Origin of the sequence: Streptomyces chengmaiensis, assembly GCF_029846775.1 — a bacterium.
Lineage (GTDB): Bacteria > Actinomycetota > Actinomycetes > Streptomycetales > Streptomycetaceae > Streptomyces > Streptomyces chengmaiensis.
Map to the genome: position 1 here is coordinate 13421 of NZ_JARWBG010000061.1, position 22748 is coordinate 36168.

The 22748-nt window shown below is 69.9% G+C and carries 17 protein-coding genes and 2 pseudogenes; 15 read left to right on the top strand and 4 right to left on the bottom strand.

Annotated features, from left to right (window positions below; all coding sequences use genetic code 11):
- Window positions 1-141 precede the first annotated feature (141 nt).
- The gene (locus tag QCN29_RS31750) at window positions 142-309 is read right to left on the bottom strand and encodes a hypothetical protein (RefSeq protein WP_240138507.1); all 168 of its coding nucleotides are present in this window, start codon (window positions 307-309) and stop codon (window positions 142-144) included.
- Window positions 310-689: 380 nt separating this feature from the next.
- On the opposite strand from QCN29_RS31750, the gene QCN29_RS31755 reads away from it, so the two are divergent.
- The 4 genes from QCN29_RS31755 to QCN29_RS31770 all read left to right on the top strand — a co-directional run bounded on the left by QCN29_RS31755 (window position 690) and on the right by QCN29_RS31770 (window position 4266).
- A complete protein-coding gene (locus QCN29_RS31755) occupies window positions 690-1343 on the top strand; it encodes a response regulator transcription factor (RefSeq protein ID WP_240138506.1) in 654 nt (217 codons plus the stop codon).
- A gap of 5 nt (window positions 1344-1348) precedes the next feature.
- Complete coding sequence (locus QCN29_RS31760; RefSeq protein ID WP_279932492.1) at window positions 1349-2584, top strand: sensor histidine kinase; 1236 nt, start codon at window positions 1349-1351, stop codon at window positions 2582-2584.
- 439 nt (window positions 2585-3023) lie between these two features.
- On the top strand, window positions 3024-3320 hold the full coding sequence (locus tag QCN29_RS31765; protein ID WP_240138504.1) for a DUF4193 domain-containing protein: 297 nt from the start codon (window positions 3024-3026) through the stop codon (window positions 3318-3320).
- 13 nt (window positions 3321-3333) lie between these two features.
- Window positions 3334-4266 (top strand): hypothetical protein, encoded by a 933-nt coding sequence (locus QCN29_RS31770; protein ID WP_279932493.1) that lies wholly within the window; start codon window positions 3334-3336, stop codon window positions 4264-4266.
- Window positions 4267-4345: 79 nt separating this feature from the next.
- On the opposite strand, the gene QCN29_RS31775 is transcribed toward QCN29_RS31770, so the two are convergent.
- Window positions 4346-4816 (bottom strand): DUF3093 domain-containing protein, encoded by a 471-nt coding sequence (locus QCN29_RS31775; RefSeq protein ID WP_279932494.1) that lies wholly within the window; start codon window positions 4814-4816, stop codon window positions 4346-4348.
- A gap of 58 nt (window positions 4817-4874) precedes the next feature.
- Between QCN29_RS31775 and QCN29_RS31780 the strand changes: the two genes are divergently transcribed.
- The 7 genes and pseudogenes from QCN29_RS31780 (at window position 4875) to QCN29_RS31815 (ending at window position 9605) form a co-directional block, all read left to right on the top strand.
- On the top strand, window positions 4875-5495 hold the full coding sequence (locus QCN29_RS31780) for a PaaI family thioesterase (RefSeq protein WP_240138501.1): 621 nt from the start codon (window positions 4875-4877) through the stop codon (window positions 5493-5495).
- Window positions 5495-6034, top strand: coding sequence for a dUTP diphosphatase (gene dut / locus QCN29_RS31785; RefSeq protein ID WP_240138500.1), 540 nt, complete (start codon window positions 5495-5497; stop codon window positions 6032-6034). Before QCN29_RS31780 ends, dut begins: the two co-directional genes overlap by 1 nt.
- Window position 6035: 1 nt before the next feature.
- The gene (locus QCN29_RS31790; protein ID WP_240138499.1) at window positions 6036-6839 is read left to right on the top strand and encodes a DUF3710 domain-containing protein; all 804 of its coding nucleotides are present in this window, start codon (window positions 6036-6038) and stop codon (window positions 6837-6839) included.
- A 403-nt stretch (window positions 6840-7242) separates the two neighbouring features.
- Window positions 7243-7974: an ABC transporter ATP-binding protein gene (locus tag QCN29_RS31795; protein WP_279932496.1), complete on the top strand. Its 732-nt coding sequence runs from the start codon at window positions 7243-7245 to the stop codon at window positions 7972-7974.
- 221 nt (window positions 7975-8195) lie between these two features.
- Window positions 8196-8420: pseudogene (locus tag QCN29_RS31805) on the top strand (winged helix-turn-helix domain-containing protein); the annotation flags it as partial.
- A 33-nt stretch (window positions 8421-8453) separates the two neighbouring features.
- Window positions 8454-8852 carry an OB-fold nucleic acid binding domain-containing protein gene (locus tag QCN29_RS31810; RefSeq protein WP_240138498.1) on the top strand — a complete coding sequence of 133 codons (399 nt, stop codon included), beginning with the start codon at window positions 8454-8456 and terminating at the stop codon, window positions 8850-8852.
- Between the two features lie 3 nt (window positions 8853-8855).
- Window positions 8856-9605, top strand: coding sequence for a DUF3159 domain-containing protein (locus tag QCN29_RS31815; protein WP_240138497.1), 750 nt, complete (start codon window positions 8856-8858; stop codon window positions 9603-9605).
- A gap of 70 nt (window positions 9606-9675) precedes the next feature.
- Here QCN29_RS31815 and QCN29_RS31820 read toward each other — a convergent pair whose 3' ends face one another.
- Both QCN29_RS31820 and QCN29_RS31825 read right to left on the bottom strand, forming a co-directional pair.
- A complete protein-coding gene (locus QCN29_RS31820; RefSeq protein ID WP_279932497.1) occupies window positions 9676-10356 on the bottom strand; it encodes a potassium channel family protein in 681 nt (226 codons plus the stop codon).
- Window positions 10356-11024: a potassium channel family protein gene (locus tag QCN29_RS31825; RefSeq protein ID WP_279932507.1), complete on the bottom strand. Its 669-nt coding sequence runs from the start codon at window positions 11022-11024 to the stop codon at window positions 10356-10358. The genes QCN29_RS31820 and QCN29_RS31825 overlap by 1 nt, the downstream gene beginning before the upstream one ends.
- Before the next feature lie 187 nt (window positions 11025-11211).
- Between QCN29_RS31825 and QCN29_RS31830 the strand changes: the two genes are divergently transcribed.
- From QCN29_RS31830 to pglX, 4 genes and pseudogenes are all read left to right on the top strand, one after another.
- Window positions 11212-13260 carry an APC family permease gene (locus tag QCN29_RS31830; protein WP_279932499.1) on the top strand — a complete coding sequence of 683 codons (2049 nt, stop codon included), beginning with the start codon at window positions 11212-11214 and terminating at the stop codon, window positions 13258-13260.
- A gap of 67 nt (window positions 13261-13327) precedes the next feature.
- Window positions 13328-14656, top strand: coding sequence for a class I SAM-dependent RNA methyltransferase (locus QCN29_RS31835; RefSeq protein WP_279932500.1), 1329 nt, complete (start codon window positions 13328-13330; stop codon window positions 14654-14656).
- Between the two features lie 511 nt (window positions 14657-15167).
- Window positions 15168-19835 (top strand): BREX system serine/threonine kinase PglW, encoded by a 4668-nt coding sequence (gene pglW, locus QCN29_RS31840; protein WP_279932502.1) that lies wholly within the window; start codon window positions 15168-15170, stop codon window positions 19833-19835.
- 64 nt (window positions 19836-19899) lie between these two features.
- A pseudogene (gene pglX / locus QCN29_RS31845) lies at window positions 19900-22566 on the top strand (BREX-2 system adenine-specific DNA-methyltransferase PglX); the annotation flags it as partial.
- Window positions 22567-22748 lie beyond the last annotated feature (182 nt).

The window sequence follows — 22748 nt, forward strand, 5'->3', positions numbered from 1 at the left end:
GTTCGAGGCGCGGCGGTCCGGGGGGCGGAGCCCCGTGAACGGGGTCGGGGGCGGAGCCCCGGGCTTGAGGCCGGCGGCGGCACGGCCGAGGGCCCCGCGCCGTCCCGTGGCGCGGGGCCCTTCGGCAGGCGGGGCGCGGTGTCAGACCGCGCCCACCTCCACGCCGTGTTCGGCGGCCAGGCGGCGGAGGTCCTCCAGCTCGGCCAGCTCGACGTCCACGAGGAAGTCGTCGCCGTCCGCGCGAGCCTTCGTGAGGTCGGACTCCGCGGCCTCTATGCGCTGCAGCAGTCCTGCGGTGAAAGCGTCCATGGTGCGCCCCCTCGTCGTGGGTCGGTGGCACGGGGGTGTGCCGACGGTGGGTCCTGAAGTTGTCGTCAGGCTGTTCGGTCTGTCCTCCGGGTCCGGCAGGTCCAGGGGACCCACCCCGGGTCGGAACGGCTCGTGGCGCGCCCCGGACAGACAGTGATCGCGGGGTGTGTGAACCGTCTTCCCCAGCGCCCTCCTCACAGAAACCTCAACCTGTGCGTGAATCCGGTGAATCCCCGGCGACCTGTGGCGCCTGTCTCCCCGTCACCGGCGGCTTACCGCGGGTTTACCCGCGTAACAGGCAGGATGGAGGGCGGCACGGACCGTGCCGCACCACCAGCGAATGCCCGCACTCTGACGGGCCCGGAGGAAGGAAAAGCGACGTGCGTGTACTCGTCGTCGAGGACGAGCAGCTGCTCGCCGATGCGGTGGCCACCGGACTGCGCCGGGAGGCCATGGCGGTCGACGTCGTGTACGACGGCGCCGCGGCCCTGGAGCGCGTCGGGGTCAACGACTACGACGTCGTGGTGCTGGACCGGGACCTCCCCCTCGTCCACGGGGACGACGTGTGCCGCAGGATCGTCGAGCTGGGCATGCCCACGCGTGTGCTGATGCTGACCGCCTCCGGGGACGTCAGCGACCGTGTCGAGGGCCTGGAACTGGGCGCCGACGACTATCTGCCCAAGCCGTTCGCCTTCAGCGAGCTGACGGCCCGGGTTCGGGCGCTCGGTCGGCGCACCACCGTGCCCCTGCCGCCGGTCCTGGAGCGTGCCGGGATCAAGCTCGACCCCAATCGCCGCGAGGTCTTCCGCGACGGCAGGGAGATCCAGCTCGCCCCCAAGGAGTTCGCGGTGCTGGAGGTGCTGATGCGCAGCGAGGGGGCGGTCGTCTCGGCCGAGCAGCTGCTGGAGAAGGCCTGGGACGAGAACACCGACCCGTTCACCAACGTGGTCCGGGTGACGGTGATGACCCTGCGCCGCAAGCTGGGGGAGCCGCCCGTGATCGTCACGGTGCCCGGTTCCGGCTACCGGATCTGACGCCTATGACCACGCACCCCCCGCACCCCGCCGTCCCGCCGAAACCCACCTGGGATCCGCGGGAGCCCATGCGCCCCTGGCTGCGTCCGACGATCCGGATACGGCTCACCCTGCTGTACGGGGGCATGTTCCTGATCGCGGGCATCCTGCTGCTGTCGATCATCTATCTGCTGACGGCGCAGGCGCTGCACGTCAGCGTGGGCGATCTGCCGTTCCGCATCGTCCGGGGCGAGGTGCTGCCGACCCAGACCTGGTGCGAGCTTCCGGCGACCGGTACCGGCGAGCAGTTCAACGAGGCCGTCGCGGGCTGTCTGCAGCACCAGCGCGAGATGGCGCTGGACGATCTGCTGCGCCGCTCGCTCTTCGCCCTGCTGGGCCTCAGCGTGATCGCGTTCGCCTTCGGCTACGCCATGGCGGGCCGGGTGCTGTCCCCGCTGGGCCGGATCACCCGCACCGCCCGCCGGGTCGCCGGTTCCGACCTGACCCGGCGGATCGAGCTGGACGGGCCCGACGACGAGCTGAAGGAGCTCGCCGACACCTTCGACGAGATGCTGGACCGGCTGGAGCGCGCCTTCACCGCCCAGCAGCGGTTCGTCGCCAACGCCTCCCACGAGCTGCGCACTCCGCTCGCGATCAACCGGACGCTGCTGGAGGTCCATCTCTCCGACCCCGGGGCCCCGGTGGAGCTCCAGCAGCTCGGCAAGACGCTGCTGGCCACCAATGAGCGCAGTGAGCAGCTGGTGGAGGGGCTGCTGCTGCTGGCCCGCAGCGACAACCAGATCGTGGAGCGCAAGCCGGTCGACCTCGCCGAGGTGGCGGGCCGCGCCGTGGACCAGGTGCGCACCGAGGCAGTGGAGAAGGGGGTGGAGATCCGCGGGGAGCAGGCCGCCGCGACGGTCCAGGGCAATGGCGTCCTGCTGGAGCGGATCGCCCTGAACCTCGTCCAGAACGCCGTCCGCTACAACATCCCGGAGGGCGGCTGGGTGGAGGTCACCACCGAGATGCGGCAGGGCCACGCGGTTCTGGAGGTCTCGAACACCGGACCGGTGGTACCCGCCTACGAAATCGACAATATGTTTGAGCCGTTCCGTCGGCTGAGGCAGGAGCGGACGGGCAGCGACAGGGGGGTGGGTCTGGGGCTCTCCATCGCCCGGTCGATCGCCCGGGCCCACGGAGGCCGTATCATCGCGGAGCCCCGCGAGGGCGGCGGCCTGGTGATGCGTGTCACCCTGCCTGTCTGAGAGGCCGGCCCCCGCCAGGATCGGGCGGGAACGGGCGGCTCTGAGAGACTGATGACACGCACGGGGTTATGTTCGCTTTGAGCGGAATTTTCGGGGCTCGTCCCCGAGGTGGGCTTGTGGGATCGATCACAGAGGCGCATTTCACGCCATCTACTCTCCGTGATCAAGACTCTTGCCGGAAAGCCAGGAAAAGTCCGGGTTTCCTAGGGTCGGGATTACGGGAAGTAAACGGGGTGGCCCTGATGAAATGCGGCTTCAGGACCGTGTACGGTCCCCTTCGCCGTCCAACCTGATCACTCTTGAGTGGTCCGGTTGGGTGTCGATTGAGTAACAGACCTTGATGTGAGGCAAAATCTCCGCCTCGGGTCGGGCACAAGTCCGGCCTCTCACGCGTTACGTGCGCTGGAGACACCGCAGACACCCAGAGGGGGAGAGCGACATGGCAACGGATTACGACACCCCACGCAAGACCGATGACGACCTCAACGAGGACAGCATCGAAGAGCTGAAGTCCCGGCGGAACGACAAGTCGGCCTCGACCGTAGACGTCGACGAGTTCGAGGCGGCCGAGAGCCTGGAGCTGCCCGGCGCGGACCTCTCCAACGAGGAGCTGGCCGTCCGGGTGCTGCCCAAGCAGCAGGACGAGTTCACGTGCATGAGCTGCTTCCTGGTGCACCACCGCAGCCAGCTCGCCCGGGAGAAGAACGGCCAGCCGATCTGCCGCGACTGCGACTGAGGTCCGGTCGGCCGTGGCAGCTGAGACACCGTCCAGGAAGCGGCGCTTTCGGCGCCCGAAGCCGGCAGCGGCCCACCAGGGCGGTACGGGCCCGTCGGCAGACGCCACCGCGTCTGCCGGGCACTCGCCCGCCGTGCTGCCGTCCGACGGCACGCAGAACGACGACGGGCGAGGCCGGTCGGCCTCGCTCGAAGCAGCGCGCACGGCCGGACCCGCGGCAGACGAGGAACGGCCGAGCCTGGTCAAGCGCGGCGTCCGCGCAAGCAGCCAGGGCGTGAAGACCTCACTGGCCTTCGTGGCGGACCGCATCGTCGAGAACGCGCCCCGCATCCCGGTGCGCGACCTCACGACCCTGCGCGCGCAGTTCCCCGGCCTCACCCCCGAGCAGCTCGCCGACAAACTGATCGCGGGCGCGGCCGCCGGCACCTCCACCGTGGGCGCCGGCGTCGGAGCCGCCGCGATGCTCCCGGTGCCCCCGGCGATGCCCGCCGAGCTGGCCGCGGAGATCGTCGGCGTGGCAGCCATCGAGCTGAAGCTCATCGCCGAGCTGTACGAGGTCTACGGCCTGCGTCCGCCCGGCACGCTGAAGGAGCGCAGCGCCGCCTATCTGACGTCGTGGACCGAGGAGCGCGGCGTCGACGTCACCAAGCCGTCGACGTACAAGAACGTCGCGCTCGGCGGCGGACTCAAGCGCGAGCTGCGTCAGCAGATCATGAAGCGCACCGTGCGCAACCTGCCGAACCTGATCCCGTTCCTGGTCGGCGCGGCCGTCGGGGCCGCCATGAACCGCCGGGAGACCAAGAAGCTCGCGGAGCGCATCCGCAAGGACCTGCGCAGCCGGCAGATCCCCTGGGACGCCCTGCCCGAGCTGCCCCCGCTGGAGCAGTCGGCCCTGCCCCTGCCCCTGCCCGCGGCAGCTCCCCTGCCCCGCGAGCCGGGCCGCTGAGCCTGATCGCCTCCGCTGAGCCCGCTCACCCCGGGGCTCCGCCCCGCACGCCGTGCCGAGCCCCTGGGGCCCATGCGCCTCAAGCGGTGCGAGCCGCCTCCAGCGCGGCTGCCAGGCCCTTTGGATCGCGGGTCGAGAGGTAGAGATACGGCGTCGGGTCCTCGGGGTCCGTCACCTCGATCCGCACCGCCGTCGGCACATAGCTGCGCAGCAGCATGAACGCCCGCGGGTCGGCCTTGTGCAGCCGCCAGGCGCGCGCGTCCGCCGCGTCCAGCGCCTCGGCCCGGCCGAGCGCCGAGACCGGAATCCGGGCGTCGCCGGCGACCAGTGAGCCCGCCACCACCCGGATGCGCGCCGAGCCGTAGGAGCTGACAGCCGCGCAGGCCAGTGCCGCCGCCGCAAGCAGCCCGCCGAGCATCGGCAGCACCCCCAGCGGCAGCAGCACCAGACCGCCGCTGACGCCCGCGAGGGCCGCCACGAGCCACCAGGAGCGGGGCGCGGTCAGCCGTTCTGCATACTGCGGGGCCTGCTGGGGCGCGGAGGACTGCATGGGGTCAAGCTTGGCACGGTGCGCCCGGGCCCTGTCCGCGCGGGTAAGGTCTGCGCCTGTGAGTACCGCGAACTCTCCGGGGCCGGCCCCCGGTCCACGATCCGACTCCCGGGCGCTGACACCTCCCGCCGACGCCGTCGCCCCCGTGCGGCACCCGGAGGCCCCGGCCCCCGGCGAGCCGCTCGGCGCGCACTACGACCACTGCTTCGGCTGCGGCGGCGCCCAGCCCCACGGCCTGCACCTCGAAGCACGGGCCGGCGAGGGCGTCAGCGTCACCGCGGAGTTCACGGTCAAGCCCGCCCACCAGGGCGCCCCCGGACTGGCGCACGGCGGCGTGCTGGCCACGGCGCTCGACGAGACGCTCGGCTCGCTCAACTGGCTGCTGCGGGTGATCGCGGTCACCGGCCGACTCGAGACGGACTTCGTACGCCCGGTGCCCGTGGACACCGTGCTCCATCTGCGGGCCGAGGTCACCGCCGTCGCCGGACGCAAGATCTACTCCTCCGCGGTCGGCCGGATCGGCGGCCCCGACGGCCCGGTCGCCGTCCGCGCCGACGCCCTCTTCATCGAGGTCAAGGTCGACCACTTCATCGACAACGGCCGCCCGGAGGAGATCCAGGCAGCCATGGCCGACCCCGATCAGATCAGGCGCGCCCGCGCCTTCGAGGTGAACCCCTGATGACCGATCCCGCCAGCCCCGGCAGCCCCGTCAGCCCCGTCGACGTGTTGATCCGGCGTGTGGACCCCGAGGTCCCGCTGCCGAGCTATGCGCATCCGGGCGACGCCGGAGCCGATCTGGTGACCCGCGAGGCCGCCGAGCTCGCACCGGGCGAGCGCGCCGTCCTGCCCACCGGGGTGTCTATCGCGCTCCCGGACGGGTACGCGGCCTTCGTACACCCCCGCTCAGGCCTCGCCGCCCGCTGCGGAGTCGCCTTCGTGAATGCCCCGGGGACGGTCGATGCCGGGTACCGTGGAGAGATCAAGGTGATCGTGGTCAATCTGGATCCGCGCGAGAGCGTGCGGTTCGAACGGTTCGACCGGATTGCCCAACTGGTCGTCCAGCAGGTCGAGAAGGTGCGCTTCCACGAGGTTGCGGAGCTTCCCGGCTCGGCGCGGGCCGAGGGGGGCTTCGGGTCCACCGGCGGTCATGCCGCCGTGGACGGCTCAACGGGTGGGAATCGATACGCTTCGGTCGTATCCGACCGGGAAGGACAGTGACGTGTTCGGACGTCGCAAGAAGAGTGGTTCCGCCAGGGACGCGGCGGACGCAGCGGGCGAGGCCGAGCAGGTCGGCGACGAGCGGGCCGCAGAGAACGCCGCGGACGCAGTGGACGCCGCGGGCGCCGACGAGGAGGGTGCAGCGCGCCGGACGAACCTTCCGCCCGCGCCCCGGCCCGACGGCCCCTGGGACGTCTCGGAGGTCTCCAAGCCCGCCGAGGGCCGCGTCGACCTGGGCGGTCTGTTCGTGCCCGGAGTGGAGGGCATGGAGCTGCGGGTCGAGGTCGCGGGGGACGCGATCGTCGCGGCCACCGTCGTGCTGCGCGACAGCGCCGTACAGCTTCAGGCCTTCGCCGCCCCCAAGAAGGAGGGCATCTGGGGCGAGGTCCGCGAGGAGATCGCCTCCGGCATCACCCAGCAGGGCGGTGTCATCGACGAGGTCGAGGGCCCCCTCGGCTGGGAGCTTCGGGCCCAGGTGCCGGTGCAGCTGCCGGACGGCACCGGCGGCGTGCAGATCGTCCGCTTCGTGGGCGTCGACGGGCCGCGCTGGTTCCTGCGCGGAGTGATCTCCGGACAGGGCGCCGTGCACCCGGAGGCCGCGGGGCTGCTGGAGCAGATCTTCCGCGACACCGTGGTGGTCCGCGGCGAAGGGCCGATGGCTCCGCGAGACCCGATCGTGCTGAAGCTGCCGGAGGACGCCCAGATGGTGCCGGAGGGCGTACAGCAGGAGCAGCAGAGCAACTCGCGCTTCTCCGGAGGCATGGGGCAGCTCCAGCGCGGACCGGAGATCACCGAGGTCCGCTGACGGCCGGAGCACACGGCGGCACAAGCGACTCAGAGCGGCTGGGCCGCGCTCTCCTCCGGGGGGAGCGCGGCCCAGCCGCTTGCCGCCAGGCCGCCCCGGGGCGTATGAGAGAGGTCAAAGCGCCGCCCCGAGCCGTCAGGGAGCCCCGTCAACGGTCAGGGCCGCCGCCCTGCCGGCTTACCTCGTCCTCGCCCTGCTGCACCCGGAGAGGTGCTGAGCCCCCTGAAGCAGCTCGCCGGTATGCCCGCTGGCCCCCCGGGTCCCGCCGCGGCCGGGAGGGGCCCCGGGCGGGCCGCCGGGCATCCTGCCGGACGGGATCATTGCCGGGCCGCGCGACGCCCGCCCATACTTGTCGCGTCGACGGAAGTGGTTCTTGGTCGGACCGATGGGCGGGGGATGCCGGATGACCGACGTCAGCGAGGCGCGCACGGGTCCGGCGGACCGCTCCGGGGACACGGCGTCCATGGTGCGGGTGCACAACCTGCACCGCTCGTACGGCTCCGGCAGTCGGGCCGTGCACGCGCTGCGCGGGGTCTCCTTCGACATCCCGCGCGGCGAGCTCGTCGCCCTCAAGGGGCGCTCGGGCTCCGGCAAGACGACCCTGCTCAACCTCGTCGGCGGTCTTGACGCCCCCGACGAGGGCACGATCGTCATCGACGGGACGGACCTCACCCGCCTCGACGACAACGGGCTGCTGGCGCTGCGCCGCGACCGCATCGGCTTCGTCTTCCAGTCCTTCGGGCTGATCCCGATCCTCACGGCCGCGGAGAACGTGGGCGTACCGCTGCGGCTGCGCAGGGCCGACCCGCGCGAACGCGAGGAGCGTGCGGCGCTGCTGCTGGAGCTGGTCGGTCTGGCCGGCCACGCGGCACAGCGCCCCGGTGAGCTCTCCGGCGGCCAACAGCAGCGCGTCGCCATCGCCCGTGCACTCGCCAACCGGCCCGCCGTGCTGATCGCCGATGAGCCCACGGGGCAGCTCGACGCGGACACGGGCCTCGCCGTCATGGAGCTGCTGCGCGCGGTGGTGCGCGGCGAGGGCGTCACGGCCCTCGTCGCCACCCACGACGCCCAGCTCCTGGGCCTCGCGGACCGGGTGCTGGAGCTGAGCGACGGCCGGATCGCTGACGGCGGCTGACCGCCTGCCGCGGTGACCGCCTACCGCAGTGACCGCCGCCCGCGGGCTGACTGCCGCGCGTCGCCGTCGCCCGTGCACTCGCCAACCGGCCCGCCGTGCTGATCGCCGACGAGCCCACGGGGCAGCTCGACGCGGACACGGGCCTCGCGTCGACGGCAGGGCGTCTGGCCGACGGGCGGCAGGCACCGGCCCCCGCGTCGACGGCAGGGGTCAGGGCCGTCGTGACCCCGACAGAATGGCCCCTGCTGGAGGTGCTGATACGGAGCACGGGTTGACCGGTCAGCCAGAAGGAGCTGCTCCAGGAGGTCCGGGGGCCCTCGTACGGCATCGAGACCGACTGCCTGCGGGTCTGCATGGCCCAGCTCCGGCGCAAGCTGGAGGCGGATCCCGCGCACCCCCGGCATTTCGTCACCGAGCCAGGCATGGGATACCGCTTCGAACGTTGATCCGATGCAGGGGGCGGCCGGTACGCTTTCCGTATGAGTGGCACACCCCGTCCCGACAAGCCGGCCGGCCGCTTCCGCCGAATGCTCGACCGGCTCTCCAGCTCGCAGGAGGAGCTGGAGTCGGAGGAGCTGCGGGACGACGCGGAGGCATCGGGCTGTACGCGCATCGCCGAGTGCGGCGACCGGCAGATCGTCAGGGTTGCTGGTACCTTGCGCACGGTCACCCTGCGCCCGCGGGCCGGCGTGCCCGCGCTGGAGGCGGAGCTCTTCGACGGGACGGCCCCGCTGGACGTCGTATGGCTCGGCCGCCGCTCCATCGCGGGCATCGAGCCGGGCCGCAGGCTCATCGCCTCGGGGCGGATATCCATGAACCACGGCCGCCGGGTGCTCTTCAATCCCAAATACGAACTCCGACCGCTCGGACAGGAGTAGCCGGTGACGTCTGTCGACAAGCCGACCCACACGACCACTGACGAACAGCAGCCAGGCAGCGCCACGGACGAGACGAGGACCGTCACGGAGGCGGCGTTGTTCGAGGCCTTCGGCGGCGTGCGCGGCATGGTGGAGACGGTTCTGCCGGGCCTGCTCTTCGTGACCATCTACACGGTCAACAAGGACCTGCACATCTCGGCGCTCGCAGCGCTCGCGGTGTCGCTGGTGCTCGTCGCGGTCCGCCTGCTGCGCAGGGACACGGTCAAGCACGCCTTCAGCGGGGTGTTCGGCGTCGCCTTCGGCGTCGTCTTCGCGATGATGACCGGCAACGCCAAGGACTTCTATCTGCCGGGCATGCTGTACACGCTCGGCCTCGGCGTCACCTACATCGCGACGACGCTCGCGGGCGTCCCGCTGATCGGCCTGATCCTGGGCCCGGTCTTCAAGGAGAACCTCTCCTGGCGCACCCGCAACCCCGGCCGCAAGAAGGCCTATGCCAAGGCCAGCTGGGCCTGGGGCCTGATCCTGCTCGCCAAGTGCGCGATCCTCTTCCCGCTCTACTGGTGGGCGGACACCACCCAGCTCGGCTGGGTCCTGGTCGCCCTGAAGATCCCGCCGTTCCTGCTGGCCGTCTATCTGACCTGGGTCTTCCTGGCGAAGGCGCCGCCGCCGATCGACGTCTTCGCGGAGATGGAGGCGCAGGAGCGCGCCGAACGGGAGCGGGCGGCGGCTCCCCAGACCCCGGAGGCCTAGCCTCCGGACCACCCCGGAGGCTAGGCCTCCGGGGTCTGGGCGCAGGGCTCGGGGAGCCGTCGCCCCCGCCTCAGTCCGCCGGATTCTCCTCGCGCCGCACCGACAGCAGGTCCTCCAACTGCTCCTCCCGCGCCTGCGCCGCGACGAACAGCAGCTCGTCCCCCTCCTCCAACGTCTCCTGCGCGGTGGGCGTCAGCACCCGCGAGCCGCGGATGATCGTCACCAGGGAGGTGTCCTGCGGCCAGGCGACCGCACCCACCTGCGTACCGGCGATCGCCGACTCCGGCGGCAGCGTCAGCTCCACCAGGTTCGCGTCACCGTGGCTGAAGCGCAGCAGCCGCACGAGATCGCCGACGCTCACCGCCTCCTCCACCAGCGCCGACATCAGCCGTGGCGTGGACACCGCGACGTCCACGCCCCACGACTCATTGAAGAGCCACTCGTTCTTGGGGTTGTTGACCCGCGCGACCACCCTCGGAACCGCGTACTCCGTCTTCGCCAGCAGCGAGACGACCAGATTGACCTTGTCGTCGCCGGTCGCCGCGATCACCACGTTGCAGCGCTGCAGCGCCGCCTCGTCCAGCGAGGTGATCTCGCAGGCGTCCGCCAGCAGCCACTCCGCCTGCGGCACCCGCTCCACCGAGATCGCGGTCGGGGCCTTGTCGATCAGAAGCACCTCGTGCCCGTTCTCCAGCAGCTCACCCGCGATGGACCGGCCCACCGCGCCGGCGCCCGCAATCGCCACACGCATCAGCGATCGCCCTCCTCAGGCCCCTCGGCGAAAGCCGCCTCGACCTTCTCGATCTCGTCCGTGCGCATCATCACGTGCACGAGGTCGCCCTCCTGCAGCACCGTCCGGGACGTCGGCACCATCGCCTCGCCCAGCCGGGTGATGAAGGCGACCCGCACGCCCGTCTCCTCCTGCAACCTGCTGATCTTGTGCCCGATCCAGGAGTGGGCGGTGTGCACCTCGGCGAGCTGCACGCTCCCGCTGGGGTCGCGCCACAGCGGCTCCGCGCCGGACGGCAGCAGCCGCCGCAGCATCTGGTCCGCCGTCCAGCGCACCGTGGCGACCGTGGGGATGCCCAGGCGCTGGTAGACCTCGGCTCGCCGGGGGTCGTAGATCCGGGCGGCCACGTTCTCGATGCCGAACATCTCACGGGCCACCCGCGCCGCGATGATGTTGGAGTTGTCACCGCTGCTGACTGCGGCGAACGCGCCGGCGTCCTCGATCCCCGCCTCGCGCAGGGTGTCCTGGTCGAACCCGATTCCGGTGACGCGGCGCCCCCCGAATCCGGAGCCCAGACGGCGGAAAGCCGTGGGGTCCCGATCCACGACGGCCACCGTGTGCCCCTGCTGCTCCAGGGTCTGCGCGAGAGCGGCTCCCACTCGCCCGCATCCCATGATGACGATGTGCACGACCGTCCTTCCGGCTGTCCTGTCCTGGTCCCGGACAGGGTGAGTCATTGCTCAGGGTTAACAGGGTCTCAGACCGCGGCCCAAGCTACACACGCACCGTAGCCGTGGGGACCCCCTGTGACCGTCCGAGTCGACAAGGAGGGTGGCGGGTGGGCATGGCTTGTTACGACCGCTTACGATCCTCTGCGTGTCCAAACTGACCGGCGTGTCCAAACGTATTCTTATCGGGCGCGCTCTTCGCAGCGACCGGCTGGGGGAGACACTCCTTCCCAAGCGCATCGCACTCCCCGTCTTCGCGTCGGACCCGCTGTCCTCCGTGGCATACGCGCCGGGCGAGGTGCTGCTGGTCCTGTCGATCGCAGGCGTGTCGGCGTACCACTTCAGCCCCTGGATCGCCGCCGCCGTCGTCGTGCTGATGTTCACGGTCGTCGCCTCCTACCGGCAGAACGTGCACGCCTACCCGAGCGGCGGCGGCGACTACGAGGTCGCCCACACCAATCTGGGCCCCAGGGCAGGGCTGACCGTCGCCAGCGCCCTGCTGGTGGACTACGTGCTCACCGTCGCCGTCTCCATCTCCTCCGGAGTGGAGAACCTCGGCTCCGCCGTCCCGTTCGTCGTCGAGCACAAGGTGCTCAGCGCGCTCGCCGTCATCCTGCTGCTGACCCTGATGAACCTGCGCGGCGTCAGGGAGTCCGGCAGGCTCTTCGCCATCCCCACCTATGTCTTCGTCGGCGGGGTCTTCCTGCTGATCGCCTGGGGCTCGTTCAGGGGGCTGGTGCTCGGCGACTCCATGCGGGCGCCGACGGCCGACTTCGAGATCAAGCCCGAGCATCCGGGACTGGCCGGCTTCGCCCTGCTGTTCCTGCTGCTGCGGGCCTTCTCCTCCGGCTGTGCCGCTCTCACCGGCGTCGAGGCGATCAGCAACGGCGTTCCCGCCTTCCGCAAGCCGAAGAGCAGGAACGCGGCGAACACGCTGGCCCTGATGGGCGTCCTCGCCGTCACCATGTTCTGCGGAATCATCGGGCTTGCCATGGCCACCGATGTGAAGATGGCGGAGTTCCCGGCCAAGGACCTGGTCCGCGACGGTGTGCCCGTCGGCGACGCCTATGTCCAGGACCCGGTCATCGCCCAGGTGGCCGCCGCCGTCTTCGGCGAGGGCACGTTCTTCTTCGTCCTGCTCGCCGCGGCCACCGCGCTGGTGCTGTTCCTCGCCGCCAACACCGCGTACAACGGCTTCCCGGTGCTCGGCTCCATCCTGGCCCAGGACCGCTATCTGCCGCGCCAGTTGCTCACCCGCGGCGACCGGCTCGCCTTCTCCAACGGCATCGTGCTGCTGGCCGGTGCGGCCGCGCTGCTCGTCTACGTCTACGACGCCGACTCCACCCGGCTCATCCAGCTCTACATCGTCGGTGTCTTCGTCTCCTTCACGCTCAGCCAGACCGGCATGGTGCGGCACTGGAACCGCAAGCTGCGGACCGAGAAGAACCAGGCCAAGCGGCGCACCATGATCCGCTCGCGGGCCATCAACGCCTTCGGCGCGTTCTTCACCGGCCTCGTCCTGGTCGTCGTCCTGGCCACCAAGTTCACCCACGGCGCCTGGGTTGCGCTGCTCGGCATGGTGATCTTCTACGCGGTCATGAGTACGATCCGCCGGCACTACGACGCGGTCGCCCAGGAGATCGCGGCGCCCGACGAGCCCACCGACGACAGCGTGCGGCCCTCCCGCGTCCACGCGATCGTGCTGGTCTCCAAGGTTCACCGCCCCACCCTCCGGGCCCTCGCCTACGCGCAGCTGATGCGCGTCGACAAGCTGGAGGCCGTCAGCATCAGCGTGGACCCGGACGACAGCAAGGCGCTGCGCGCCGAGTGGGAGCGCCGCGGCATCGACGTCCCGCTGAAGATCCTCGACTCGCCCTACCGCGAGATCACCCGGCCGGTGATCGACTACGTCAAGGGGCTGCGACGGGAAAGCCCGCGGGACGTCGTCAGCGTCGTCATCCCCGAGTACGTCGTCGGGCACTGGTACGAGCATCTGCTGCACAACCAGAGCGCGCTGCGGCTCAAGGGCCGGCTGCTGTTCACCCCCGGCGTGATGGTGACGTCGGTGCCGTACCAGCTGGTGTCGTCGGAGGCGGCGAAGCAGCGGGCGAAGAAGCGCCAGGAGTGGAACGCTCCGGGTTCGGTGCGCCGCGGTCCGGTGGACGGCCGGCACAGGGACCCGGGTGTGCGGAGCTGAGCCGCAGCAGACGTACACTGGCAGGCTGTTGTTCCAGCCCCGCCCTCATCCCAGGAGTCACCCCGCCATGTCGAACGGAACCGAGTCGTCGCTGGTCGGGGAGGAGTACGAGGTCGAGGTCGGCCCGGTCGCACATGGCGGCCACTGCATCGCCCGCACGGACGAGGGCCGGGTGCTCTTCGTCCGGCACGCGCTGCCCGGAGAGAAGGCCGTCGTCCGGGTCACCGAGGGCGCGGAGGACTCCCGCTTCCTGCGCGCCGACGCGGTGCGCGTGATCGAGGCGTCCAAGGACCGCATCGAGGCGCCGTGCCCCTTCGCCGGCCCGGGCAAGTGCGGCGGCTGCGACTGGCAGCACGCCAAGCCCGGAGCGCAGCGGCGGCTCAAGGGCGAGGTGATCACCGAGCAGCTGAAGCGGCTGGCCGGGCTCACCCCCGAGGAGGCGGGCTGGGACGGCACCGTCATGCCCGCCCCCGGCGACAAGCTCCCGGCCGGCCAGGTCCCCGCCTGGCGCACCCGCGTCCAGTACGCCGTCGACGCCGAGGGCCGGGCCGGGCTGCGCAGGCACCGCTCGCACGAGGTGGAGCCCGTCGACCACTGCATGATCGCCGCCGAGGGGGTCAGCGAACTCGGCATCGAGAAGCGCAGATGGCCCCAGATGGCCGCCGTCGAGGCCATCGCGGCCACCGGCTCGAACGACCGCCAGGTCGTCCTCACCCCGCGCCCCGGCGGCCGGCTGCCCCTCGTCGAACTGGACAAGCCCGTCTCCGTCCTCCGCGTCGAGGAACGCGACGGCTCGGTCCACCGGGTCCACGGCCGCGCCTTCGTCCGCGAACGCGCCGACGGCCGCACCTACCGCGTCGGCATGGGCGGCTTCTGGCAGGTCCACCCGCAGGCGGCGGACGTCCTGGTCACCGCGGTGATGCAGGGCCTGATGCCGCGCAAGGGCGAGACCGCGCTCGACCTCTACTGCGGCGTGGGCCTGTTCGCCGGCGCCATCGCCGACCGCGTCGGCGACCAGGGGGCGGTCCTCGGCATCGAGTCCTCCAAGCGCGCCGTCGAGGACGCCCGGCACAACCTCAAGGACTTCGACCGCGTCCGCATCGAACAGGGCAAGGTCGAACAGGTCCTGCCCCGCACCGGCATCACCGAGGCGGACCTCATCGTCCTCGACCCGCCCCGCGCCGGCGCCGGCCGCCAGACGGTCGCCCGCCTCACCGCCCTCGGCGCCCGCCGCATCGCCTACGTCGCCTGCGACCCCGCGGCCCTCGCCCGCGACCTCGCCTACTTCCGCGCCGACGGCTACAAGCCCCGCGCACTGCGGGCGTTCGACCTCTTCCCGATGACCCACCACGTGGAGTGTGTCGCGATCCTTGAACCGGCCGCAAAGGGCTCCTGACCTGCGGTTTTGTGCGTGCGCATTATGTGCGTTGTGGGCGTTACGGGCGATATCTTGACGCTGAATTGACGCTCGTGACGCTCATTTGACGCTCGTTCTGATGGGGTGTCAGGGGGGGGCGGTGCGGCCCAGACAGCCTCGTCAGCGCGGCTGCGGGGCCCCTACAGCAGCGGCTGTGTGCTTGCTGCATGAGCAGCGGCCAGACTCATCGCCATGCCCACCGGCTGAAGTGGATGTCTGCCCTTCGCGGTTTGCCTCCCTCCCGGGAGCTTCGCCGCAATTGGGCAGCCCCAGATGCGATTCGTGGCAGAGCTTGCCCTTCCCAGCGCGTTCACTGGGTTTTCCGCTGGTCAGATGCGGAGTCGGTCGTCAGGTGCAAGTTCGGTTCCTTCTCCCGGTGTCAGTCCCGGCCTCTAAGATTCCTTCTGCGGGGGCAGCCCCGTGTTCCTGATCGCGGCGGCAGGGTCACGGCAGGCACAAACGTGCGCAGCAAATACAGGCGGGGAGTCGCATGCTGGAAGGTCGGTGGACGACGGTCACCGAGTCCGAGCACGAGCACGAGCGCCGCGGCCTGGAGGCGATCCGCAGGCGCCTGCCTGACGAGGAGCCGTGGCGTGCTTGGTCGAACTTCACGTTCACCGCGAACAGCGGGCATGTCCGCGAGGTCGATCTTCTGGTGACCGCACCGGCCGGGGTCTTCCTCCTCGAGCTGAAGGACTGGCACGGTTCGGTACACGGCGGCGGCAACGACTGGGTGCAGACCACGCCCGGCGGGACGCAGCGGCGACACGGCAACCCCCTGCACCTGGCGAATCGGAAGGCCAAGGAACTGGCCGGCCTGATCAACGACGTCTCCGGTCGGCCCGGGGACCGGCCGAAGATCTGGGTGGGCGAGGCGGTCTGCTTCACCGATGACAAGCTCCGTGTGAACCTGCCGGCCGCCGATCTGAATGGCGTTTTCACGGTCAAGCAGCTCGTGGAAATGCTGGCCGAGCCGCCGGGTGACGCCCGGCGCCGGATAACGGCTGAGACGTCTCGCCGCGTCGACGGGGCCCTGAAGAAGCTCGGCATCGCGCCGATCCGCCGCCAGCATGAGGTGGGCTCCTATCTTCTGGATGCGAAGGCGTTCGACTCCGGGCCCACCTGGGCCGACTACTTGGGCCGTCACTCCCAGCTGCATGATCTGGCGCGAGTGCGCGTCTTCCTCAGCGAGCGCGGTGCTTCGGACGCCGAGCGGCGTTCGGTGGAGCAGGCCGCTGCCCGCGAGGCGCTGGTGCTCAGCCGGTTCCGGCACCCGGGTGCGGTACAGCTGAAGAGTTACCTGCCGTCAGGGCATCCGGCTGGGCCGACGATCCTGTTCGACTACCACCCGGAGACTCTGCGGCTGGACGACTTTCTGGTGCAGCACGGGAAGCAGCTGGACCTGCGGGGTCGCCTTGCGCTCGTACGGCAGCTCGCGGAGACGGTGCGCTCCGCGCACTCACGCCGTTTCCATCACCGCACGCTGTCGGCGCACGCGGTGCACATCATTCCGCGTGATCGCGGCCCGCGCGGGCGGGAGCTCAGCGAGGAGCAGCGCTGGTTGAGCCCTTGGCCGCAGATCGCGGACTGGCAGATCGCTACAGGCCAGAGCGCCAGCCGTGGCCGGCCACTGACCTTGGCTCCTACAAATGTGTCCGGGTTCCACGTCTCGGAGCAGGCTGATCCGTATCTGGCGCCGGAGCTGAGGATTCCCAAGGCCGATCCGGTGCGCCTCGATGTGTACGGGCTCGGCGTCCTCACGTATCTGCTGGTCACCGGGCAGGCACCAGGCGCAAGCCAGAGCGAGGTCATGGCCCGCCTGGAAGCCGGTGAGAGTCTGCGCCCGAGTGCCTTGGTCGACGGACTCAACCCGGACATCGACGACCTGGTGGAGGCATCCACCGCGTACGAACCGGGTCGGCGCCTGTCCACGGTCGACGACTTCCTGGAGATGCTGGAGTACGTCGAGCAGGCATTCACCGAAAAGGACTCCGTCGGCTCGGCCACAGCCGCAGGCACGGGCGGGGACGGCGGGTCGGGATCGGAAGCGGACGAGGATCGGGGCGAGCCGGAGAAGGACCCGCTGGAGGCCGTGGCCGGGGATGTACTGGCCGGGCGCTGGGAGGTTGTTCGCCGGCTCGGCACGGGCTCGACCTCTCGGGCGTTCCTGGTGAGGGATCTCGCGGGTGAGCCGCGGCGTAGCGGCACCCTGCCGGTGGCTGTGCTGAAGGTCGCGCTGAGCGAAGCCAAGCACGCGGTCCTCGACCGGGAGGCCCAGATCTTGGGCCGCATCCACCGGGATTCCAGCATCATCGCGCTGTACGAGCGGGAGCCGATGACTCTCGCGGGACGTAGGGTGCTCGCTCTCGAATACGTCGGCGACAGCCGAGAGCTGAAGGACCAGGACCGTGGTGACGGGAAGGGACCGAGGCGGCGTGAGGACACCGTCGCCCGACAGCTGCGGGACAACGGCCGCCTGGGCATGGACCAGCTGGAGGCGTACGGGAAGTACCTGTTCGGCGCGGTGGAGCACTTGGAGGCGGAAGGAATCTGGCATCGGGACCTGAAGCCGGACAACATCGCAATCCGGATCCGTCCCAACGGCACTCGACAGCTGGTGCTGATCGACTTCTCGCTCGCCGGCTACCCGGCGAAGGAGATCGATGCGGGCACCGAGGGCTACCTCGACCCGTTCTTGGGCATCATCACGCGCGGCTCGTACGACGGCCATGCCGAGCGGTATGCGCTCGCGGCGACATTGCACGAGATGGCGTCGAACGAACTGCCCCGATGGGGCGACGGTGCCGTCACAGCCCGGCAGACCGATCCGAAGCAGTGGCCGTACCCGCAGCTCGCAGCCGACGCCTTCGAGCCGGCTGTTCGCGACGGCCTGGTCGCCTTCTTCCGCAAGGCTCTGGCCCGGGACGTGAAGGACCGGTTCTCGGACCTGAAGCCGATGGAGCGTGCCTGGCAGGCGCTCTTCCTGGATGCGCAGCGGACAACAGCTCCGAGCTCCGGGCACGGTATGGCGGAAAGCGCAGGTACCACGCAAGAAGCCGGGCCACAGATCGGACGCGAGGACGACGATGCCGCCGTCGAGCAAGTGCGTGACCAGCAGGCGGCCAGGGCTGACCGTACGACACCTCTGTCCGTGGCAGGTCTGACGCTCTCCGCGCAGTCCCAGCTGTTCGCCATGGGACTGAACACCGTCGGGGACGTACTGGAGTACTCGGCGAGGAAGTTCCTGACTGCGCCAGGCATGGGTTCGCGTACTCGGGAGGAGATCCAGCGTCGGCAGAAGGAGTGGAACCTCCGACTCGGCAAATCGGCCCCCGCGCCACTCAGCGCGGAGGCCCGCAAGGCAGCCGGTCAAGAAATCACCGAGCTGGAACAGGCGGTCGCCGAATCGGTCGCCGCCGGCGGCGGAAGTGTCACTGACCCGCAGCTGCTAGGCGCGCTGAGCCTGGACGCGCTGGCCGCTCGCCTGGTCCCGAAGCCATCCAGCGGCAGTGCCCGCTCCAACGCCAAGGAGCGCGAAGCGGTCCGGCTGCTGCTGCGGCTGCCCAACGAGGCCGGCAAGCTGCCCGAGGGCCTGGCATGGGTACGGCAGCGGGACGTCGCTGACGCGGTGGGCCTGACCGCGGGCCGTATCCCGCAGATCGTGAAGAAGGCGCGCGAGCGCTGGTACGAGGACATCGCCCTTGGGCTGCTGCGCGAGGAGGTGGTGGAGCTCCTTGCTGAGCGCGGACGGGTGGCCCCGGTGATCGAGCTCGCCGACGCGCTGATCGCCCGGCGCGGCACCCAGCACGTGGAGCGGCGCGACCGGCGCGCGCTCGCCCTGTCGCTGCTGCGTGCGGTGGTCGAGCGAGAGAGCTACAACAACGAGGCCCCGCCGCTCTTCCGCTACTTCCATGCCCGGATGCCCAAGGGCGCCGATCCGGTGCTGGGCCTGCTCGCCCTCGATGTCCGGGAGGGCGTGGACGGCCCGGACACGCCGACGCTGCCCGCTCTGCAGGAATACGCGCTAAACCTGGGCGCGCGGGCCGACCGACTCGCGGACCTGGAATCTCTGCCGACGGCCAGCACCGTTCTTACCGAGCTGGACGCGGTGCGACGGCCGCCGGGACACCTGGGCTGGGACGAGCGGCGCACCGCCGAGATCGCGGTGGCAGCATCCACCCGAGCCGCTCTCACCCCCCGACTGGAGATCTACCCGCGCGACCTGGACCTGGTGCGAGCGCTGAGGATCACCCAGGCCGGTGTGGTCGCCGTGCAGCCGGGCGTCGAGGAGGAGCGACTGCCTGGCCTCACGGTTGACGCCCTGCACAAGCGAGTCACGACCCGCTTCCCTGACCTGGGCACAGACCCGCTGGTGCCACGCGAGTTGCCCACCGGCAGCGCACTGGTCCGCTACCTGAAGCAGGCCGGCTTCGAGCTGAAGCTGGCGACGCGCTACGACAAGGTGCTCCGTCTCATCCCGGACCGTCCGGCCGGGGACGCCACCGCCGGCCTGACCTCGGCGAGCTGGGGAGCCTCGGCGGCCCGTCGATCCGCCCCCACCCAGTACGACGCGGACGCGGCCGTCGCAGCCGCGGTCAAGGCCGAACAGCGACTCAGGCACTCGGCGCGACAGGACGGCTTCCGGGTCCTGACGGTGCCCCACCGGGGTGCTGAGAACGCGGTGCGACACCTGGCGGACGAGCCGTACGGCGTGCGGCCGGTGTCATTGACCGGGCTCTTCGTGAACGAACTGCGCAGGGTGATCGGCGAGGCGGCCAGACCGACCTGGGAGACCGTCCTCAAGGCCGACGCTGCCGAACCCGGAAGCCGGGCTCACCAGCAGCTGCGCATCCGTACAGACAAGGCGTGGGGGCGCATCGAGCCGCAGCTGCGAGAGCGACTGAGGCAGGGGCGGGGACCGCTGCTCCTTACCGACACTGCGGTGCTCGCCCGGTACGACGCGCTGGATCTGCTCGTAAGGCTCGCGGAGGAAGCGCGGCAAGGTGGCAGCCCGCTGTGGCTGCTCGTCGCCCAGTCCGACCCGGCGAAAGCACCGCGGCTGGCAGGGCAGAGCGTGCCGTACCAGGCAGGGTTCGACGAGTGGATCGTCGTGCCCGATGCCTGGGTCGCGCGCAAACACCTCGCACCGGACGCCTGACCCTCTTCACCACCTGAACCGGCCTTCTTCCGCCCTCCTCCGATTTCTCCACAGGAGCCGTTCCGTGATCGACCGCAAGAGCCTTCTCGCCGACCTGCAGAAGCAGGTCAAGGCGGCAGAGACCGACCTTGAGCAGCAGGTCAAAGCTGTCCCCGAGGTAGGGACGCGGCTGCGCGGTGAGTATGAGCAGGCCCGGAAGCTGGGCCGTACGGCGGCGACATGGAACGCCTGGCTCGGGGAGCGGATCACCCAGGTTGCGGTTGCCTGGGTCCTCGGCACCGTCTTCGTCCGCTTCAGCGAGGACAACCGGCTGATCGCCGAGCCCTACATCACCGCCCCGGATGTGGCTGGGCGCGAGACCGCGCAGGCGCGGTACGAGGAGTACCTGGAGAAGGACACCGACCCGACGTACCGAGGCTGGCTGGAGGCGGCGTTCGCAGAGCTGGGCGCTGGGCAGGCCGGCCGACTGCTCTTCGACCGCGACCACAACCCGCTCTACCAGATCCCGCTTTCGCACGACGGGGCGGGCGCGCTGCTCGCGTTCTGGCGGGAGCAGCGCGCCAGCGAGAATGAAGCCGACGGCCCGGTGCTTGTGCATGACTTCAGCGACCCGCTGAGAGAGCCCGGCACCGAGGGCTGGAACACCCGGTTCCTCGGCGATCTGTACCAGGACCTTAGCGAGGCGGCCCGCAAGACGTACGCGCTGCTGCAGACGCCGGAGTTCGTGGAGGAGTTCATCCTCGACCGGACGATGACCCCGGCGGTACGGGAGTTCGGGTTCGAGGAACTGAAGATGATCGACCCGACCTGCGGGTCCGGACACTTCGTGCTCGAAGCGTTCCGACGGCTGGTACGGATGTGGGCGGAGCAGCGTCCAGAGGTGGGCTCGTACGAGCGGGTGCGAGCCGCCCTCGACTCGGTGCACGGAGTGGACCTCAACCCTTTCGCGATTGCGATCGCCCGCTTCCGGCTCCTGGTTGCGGCGATGGCCGCAAGCGGCATGCGGACTTTCGAGGAGGCCCAGCACTACGAGTGGCCGATCCAGCTCGCTGTGGGCGACTCCCTCATCAAGGATCGCCAGCTGGAGCTTCAACTGGGGCTTGGCTTTGAGGACGAGGGCGGCGCGGCCGGTGACCCCCTCGCTGAGTTCTCATACGCCACGGAGGACGTGGACGAGTATCCCGGGATCCTGGACCAGGGGCGTTACCACGTAGTAGTGGGTAACCCTCCGTACATCACGGTCAAGGACAAGCAGCTCAACCAGCTGTACCGAGAGCTGTACAGCGCGTGCGCGGGGACGTACGCACTGTCCGTTCCCTTCGCACAGCGGTTCTTCGAACTAGCCAAGCAGGGTGGGGCGGACGGGCACGGCTACGGCATGGTCGGTCAGATCACAGCGAACTCCTTCATGAAGCGTGAATTCGGCACCAAGCTCATCGAGGAGTACTTCGCGCACAAGGTCGAGCTGACGGAGGTTATCGACACCTCAGGGGCGGTCATCCCTGGGCATGGGACGCCGACGGTGATTCTCATCGGGCGACCTAGGGAGGGAGCTAAGCGGCAGGCGACGATCCGCACGGTGCGGAGCGTGCAGGGGGAGCCTTCGGCGCCGGAGGAGGGGAAGGAAGCGGAGGGGCTGGTGTGGCGGGCGATCGTCGAGCTGATCGACCGACCGGGGAGTGCGGGCCAGTGGGTTTCAGTGGACGATCTGGAGCGGGGTCGGTATTTCGGCAAGCAGCCGTGGATCCTGGCTGATGGCGGACTTGAGATGGTAGAGACGCTGAATTCCGGATCGCGTGCCCAGCTCCGATCAGCTGCTCAGGAAATTGGCGCTGGTGCGGTAACGCGCGAGGACGACGCATTCATGGTTGGTGCTGGAGCCTTGCGACGTTCAGGCATCACGGACGACGAAGCGCGCCAGCTTGTGGACGGCGGCTCCGTCCGCGATTTCACCATCAGCGGGGCGACGACCTCAGCGTGGCCATATGACGAGAAGACTCTCAAGGCGACGGCATCGCCGGAACTGAGACGCTTCCTGTGGCCGTCCCGCCGTTACCTCATCGACCGTGTCGCCTTCGGTAAGTCACAACTGGAGCGTGGGCTTGCCTGGTTCGAGTACTCCATGTTCTTCAAGAACAGGTATAGGCCGAAGTTCACGATCGCTTTCCCCTTCGTTGCTACGCACAATCACTTCGCGCTGAACCGCGCGCGGCGCGTATTCATCCGCACCGCCCCCGTCGTCGCGCTCAACAAGGGGGCGAGCGAGGAGGAGTATGTGCGGCTGCTCGGGTTGCTCAATAGCTCCACGGCTGGTTTCTGGCTCAAAATGGTTAGTCACGACAAGGGTAGCCAGGGCGTAAACGAGGGCTACAAGTCGCAGGTCTGGGAGCGCTTTTACGAGTTCACCGGTACCAAGCTCCAGGAATTTCCTCTTCCCGCCGAGTACCCCACGGCACTCGCCACCGCCCTCGACACCCTCGCCCAGCAGCTCTCCGCCGCCACCCCTGCCGCCCTCGCAGCCAAGACAACCCCCACTGCCTCCGCCCTCCGCGAAGCCGAAAGTCGTCACGCCTCCCTCCGTGCCCGCATGATCGCCCTCCAGGAGGAGCTGGACTGGCAGGTCTACTCTCTCTACAACCTGCACTCCGAAGACCTGCGTCTCTCTGACCCCGATGCGGTGCCCGAACTTGCCCTCAGCGAGCGAGCCTTCGAGATCGTGCTCGCGTGTCGGCGGTCACGTAATTCCCCACGATCTGCATGATCAGCGCCACGTAATTCCCCACCCGCGTGTTCACGATTCCCCACCGGGGCGCCGAACATCGACGGTGCCGCCGACCATGCTCGAACTGGCGTGATGTTCCCTGTTTCGGGTGGTTTGATCATTGATTGGTCATTCCTTGCGTATCGGCCGGG

Bases quoted from the DNA above. Each gene is read 5' to 3' on its own strand.
- QCN29_RS31750 (WP_240138507.1), bottom strand. From the start codon at position 309: ATGGACGCTTTCACCGCAGGACTGCTGCAGCGCATAGAGGCCGCGGAG.
- QCN29_RS31760 (WP_279932492.1), top strand. From the start codon at position 1,349: ATGACCACGCACCCCCCGCACCCCGCCGTCCCGCCGAAACCCACCTGG.
- QCN29_RS31765 (WP_240138504.1), top strand. From the start codon at position 3,024: ATGGCAACGGATTACGACACCCCACGCAAGACCGATGACGACCTCAAC.
- QCN29_RS31775 (WP_279932494.1), bottom strand. From the start codon at position 4,816: ATGCAGTCCTCCGCGCCCCAGCAGGCCCCGCAGTATGCAGAACGGCTG.
- dut (WP_240138500.1), top strand. From the start codon at position 5,495: ATGACCGATCCCGCCAGCCCCGGCAGCCCCGTCAGCCCCGTCGACGTG.
- QCN29_RS31795 (WP_279932496.1), top strand. From the start codon at position 7,243: ATGACCGACGTCAGCGAGGCGCGCACGGGTCCGGCGGACCGCTCCGGG.
- QCN29_RS31810 (WP_240138498.1), top strand. From the start codon at position 8,454: ATGAGTGGCACACCCCGTCCCGACAAGCCGGCCGGCCGCTTCCGCCGA.
- QCN29_RS31820 (WP_279932497.1), bottom strand. From the start codon at position 10,356: ATGCGTGTGGCGATTGCGGGCGCCGGCGCGGTGGGCCGGTCCATCGCG.
- QCN29_RS31835 (WP_279932500.1), top strand. From the start codon at position 13,328: ATGTCGAACGGAACCGAGTCGTCGCTGGTCGGGGAGGAGTACGAGGTC.
- pglW (WP_279932502.1), top strand. From the start codon at position 15,168: ATGCTGGAAGGTCGGTGGACGACGGTCACCGAGTCCGAGCACGAGCAC.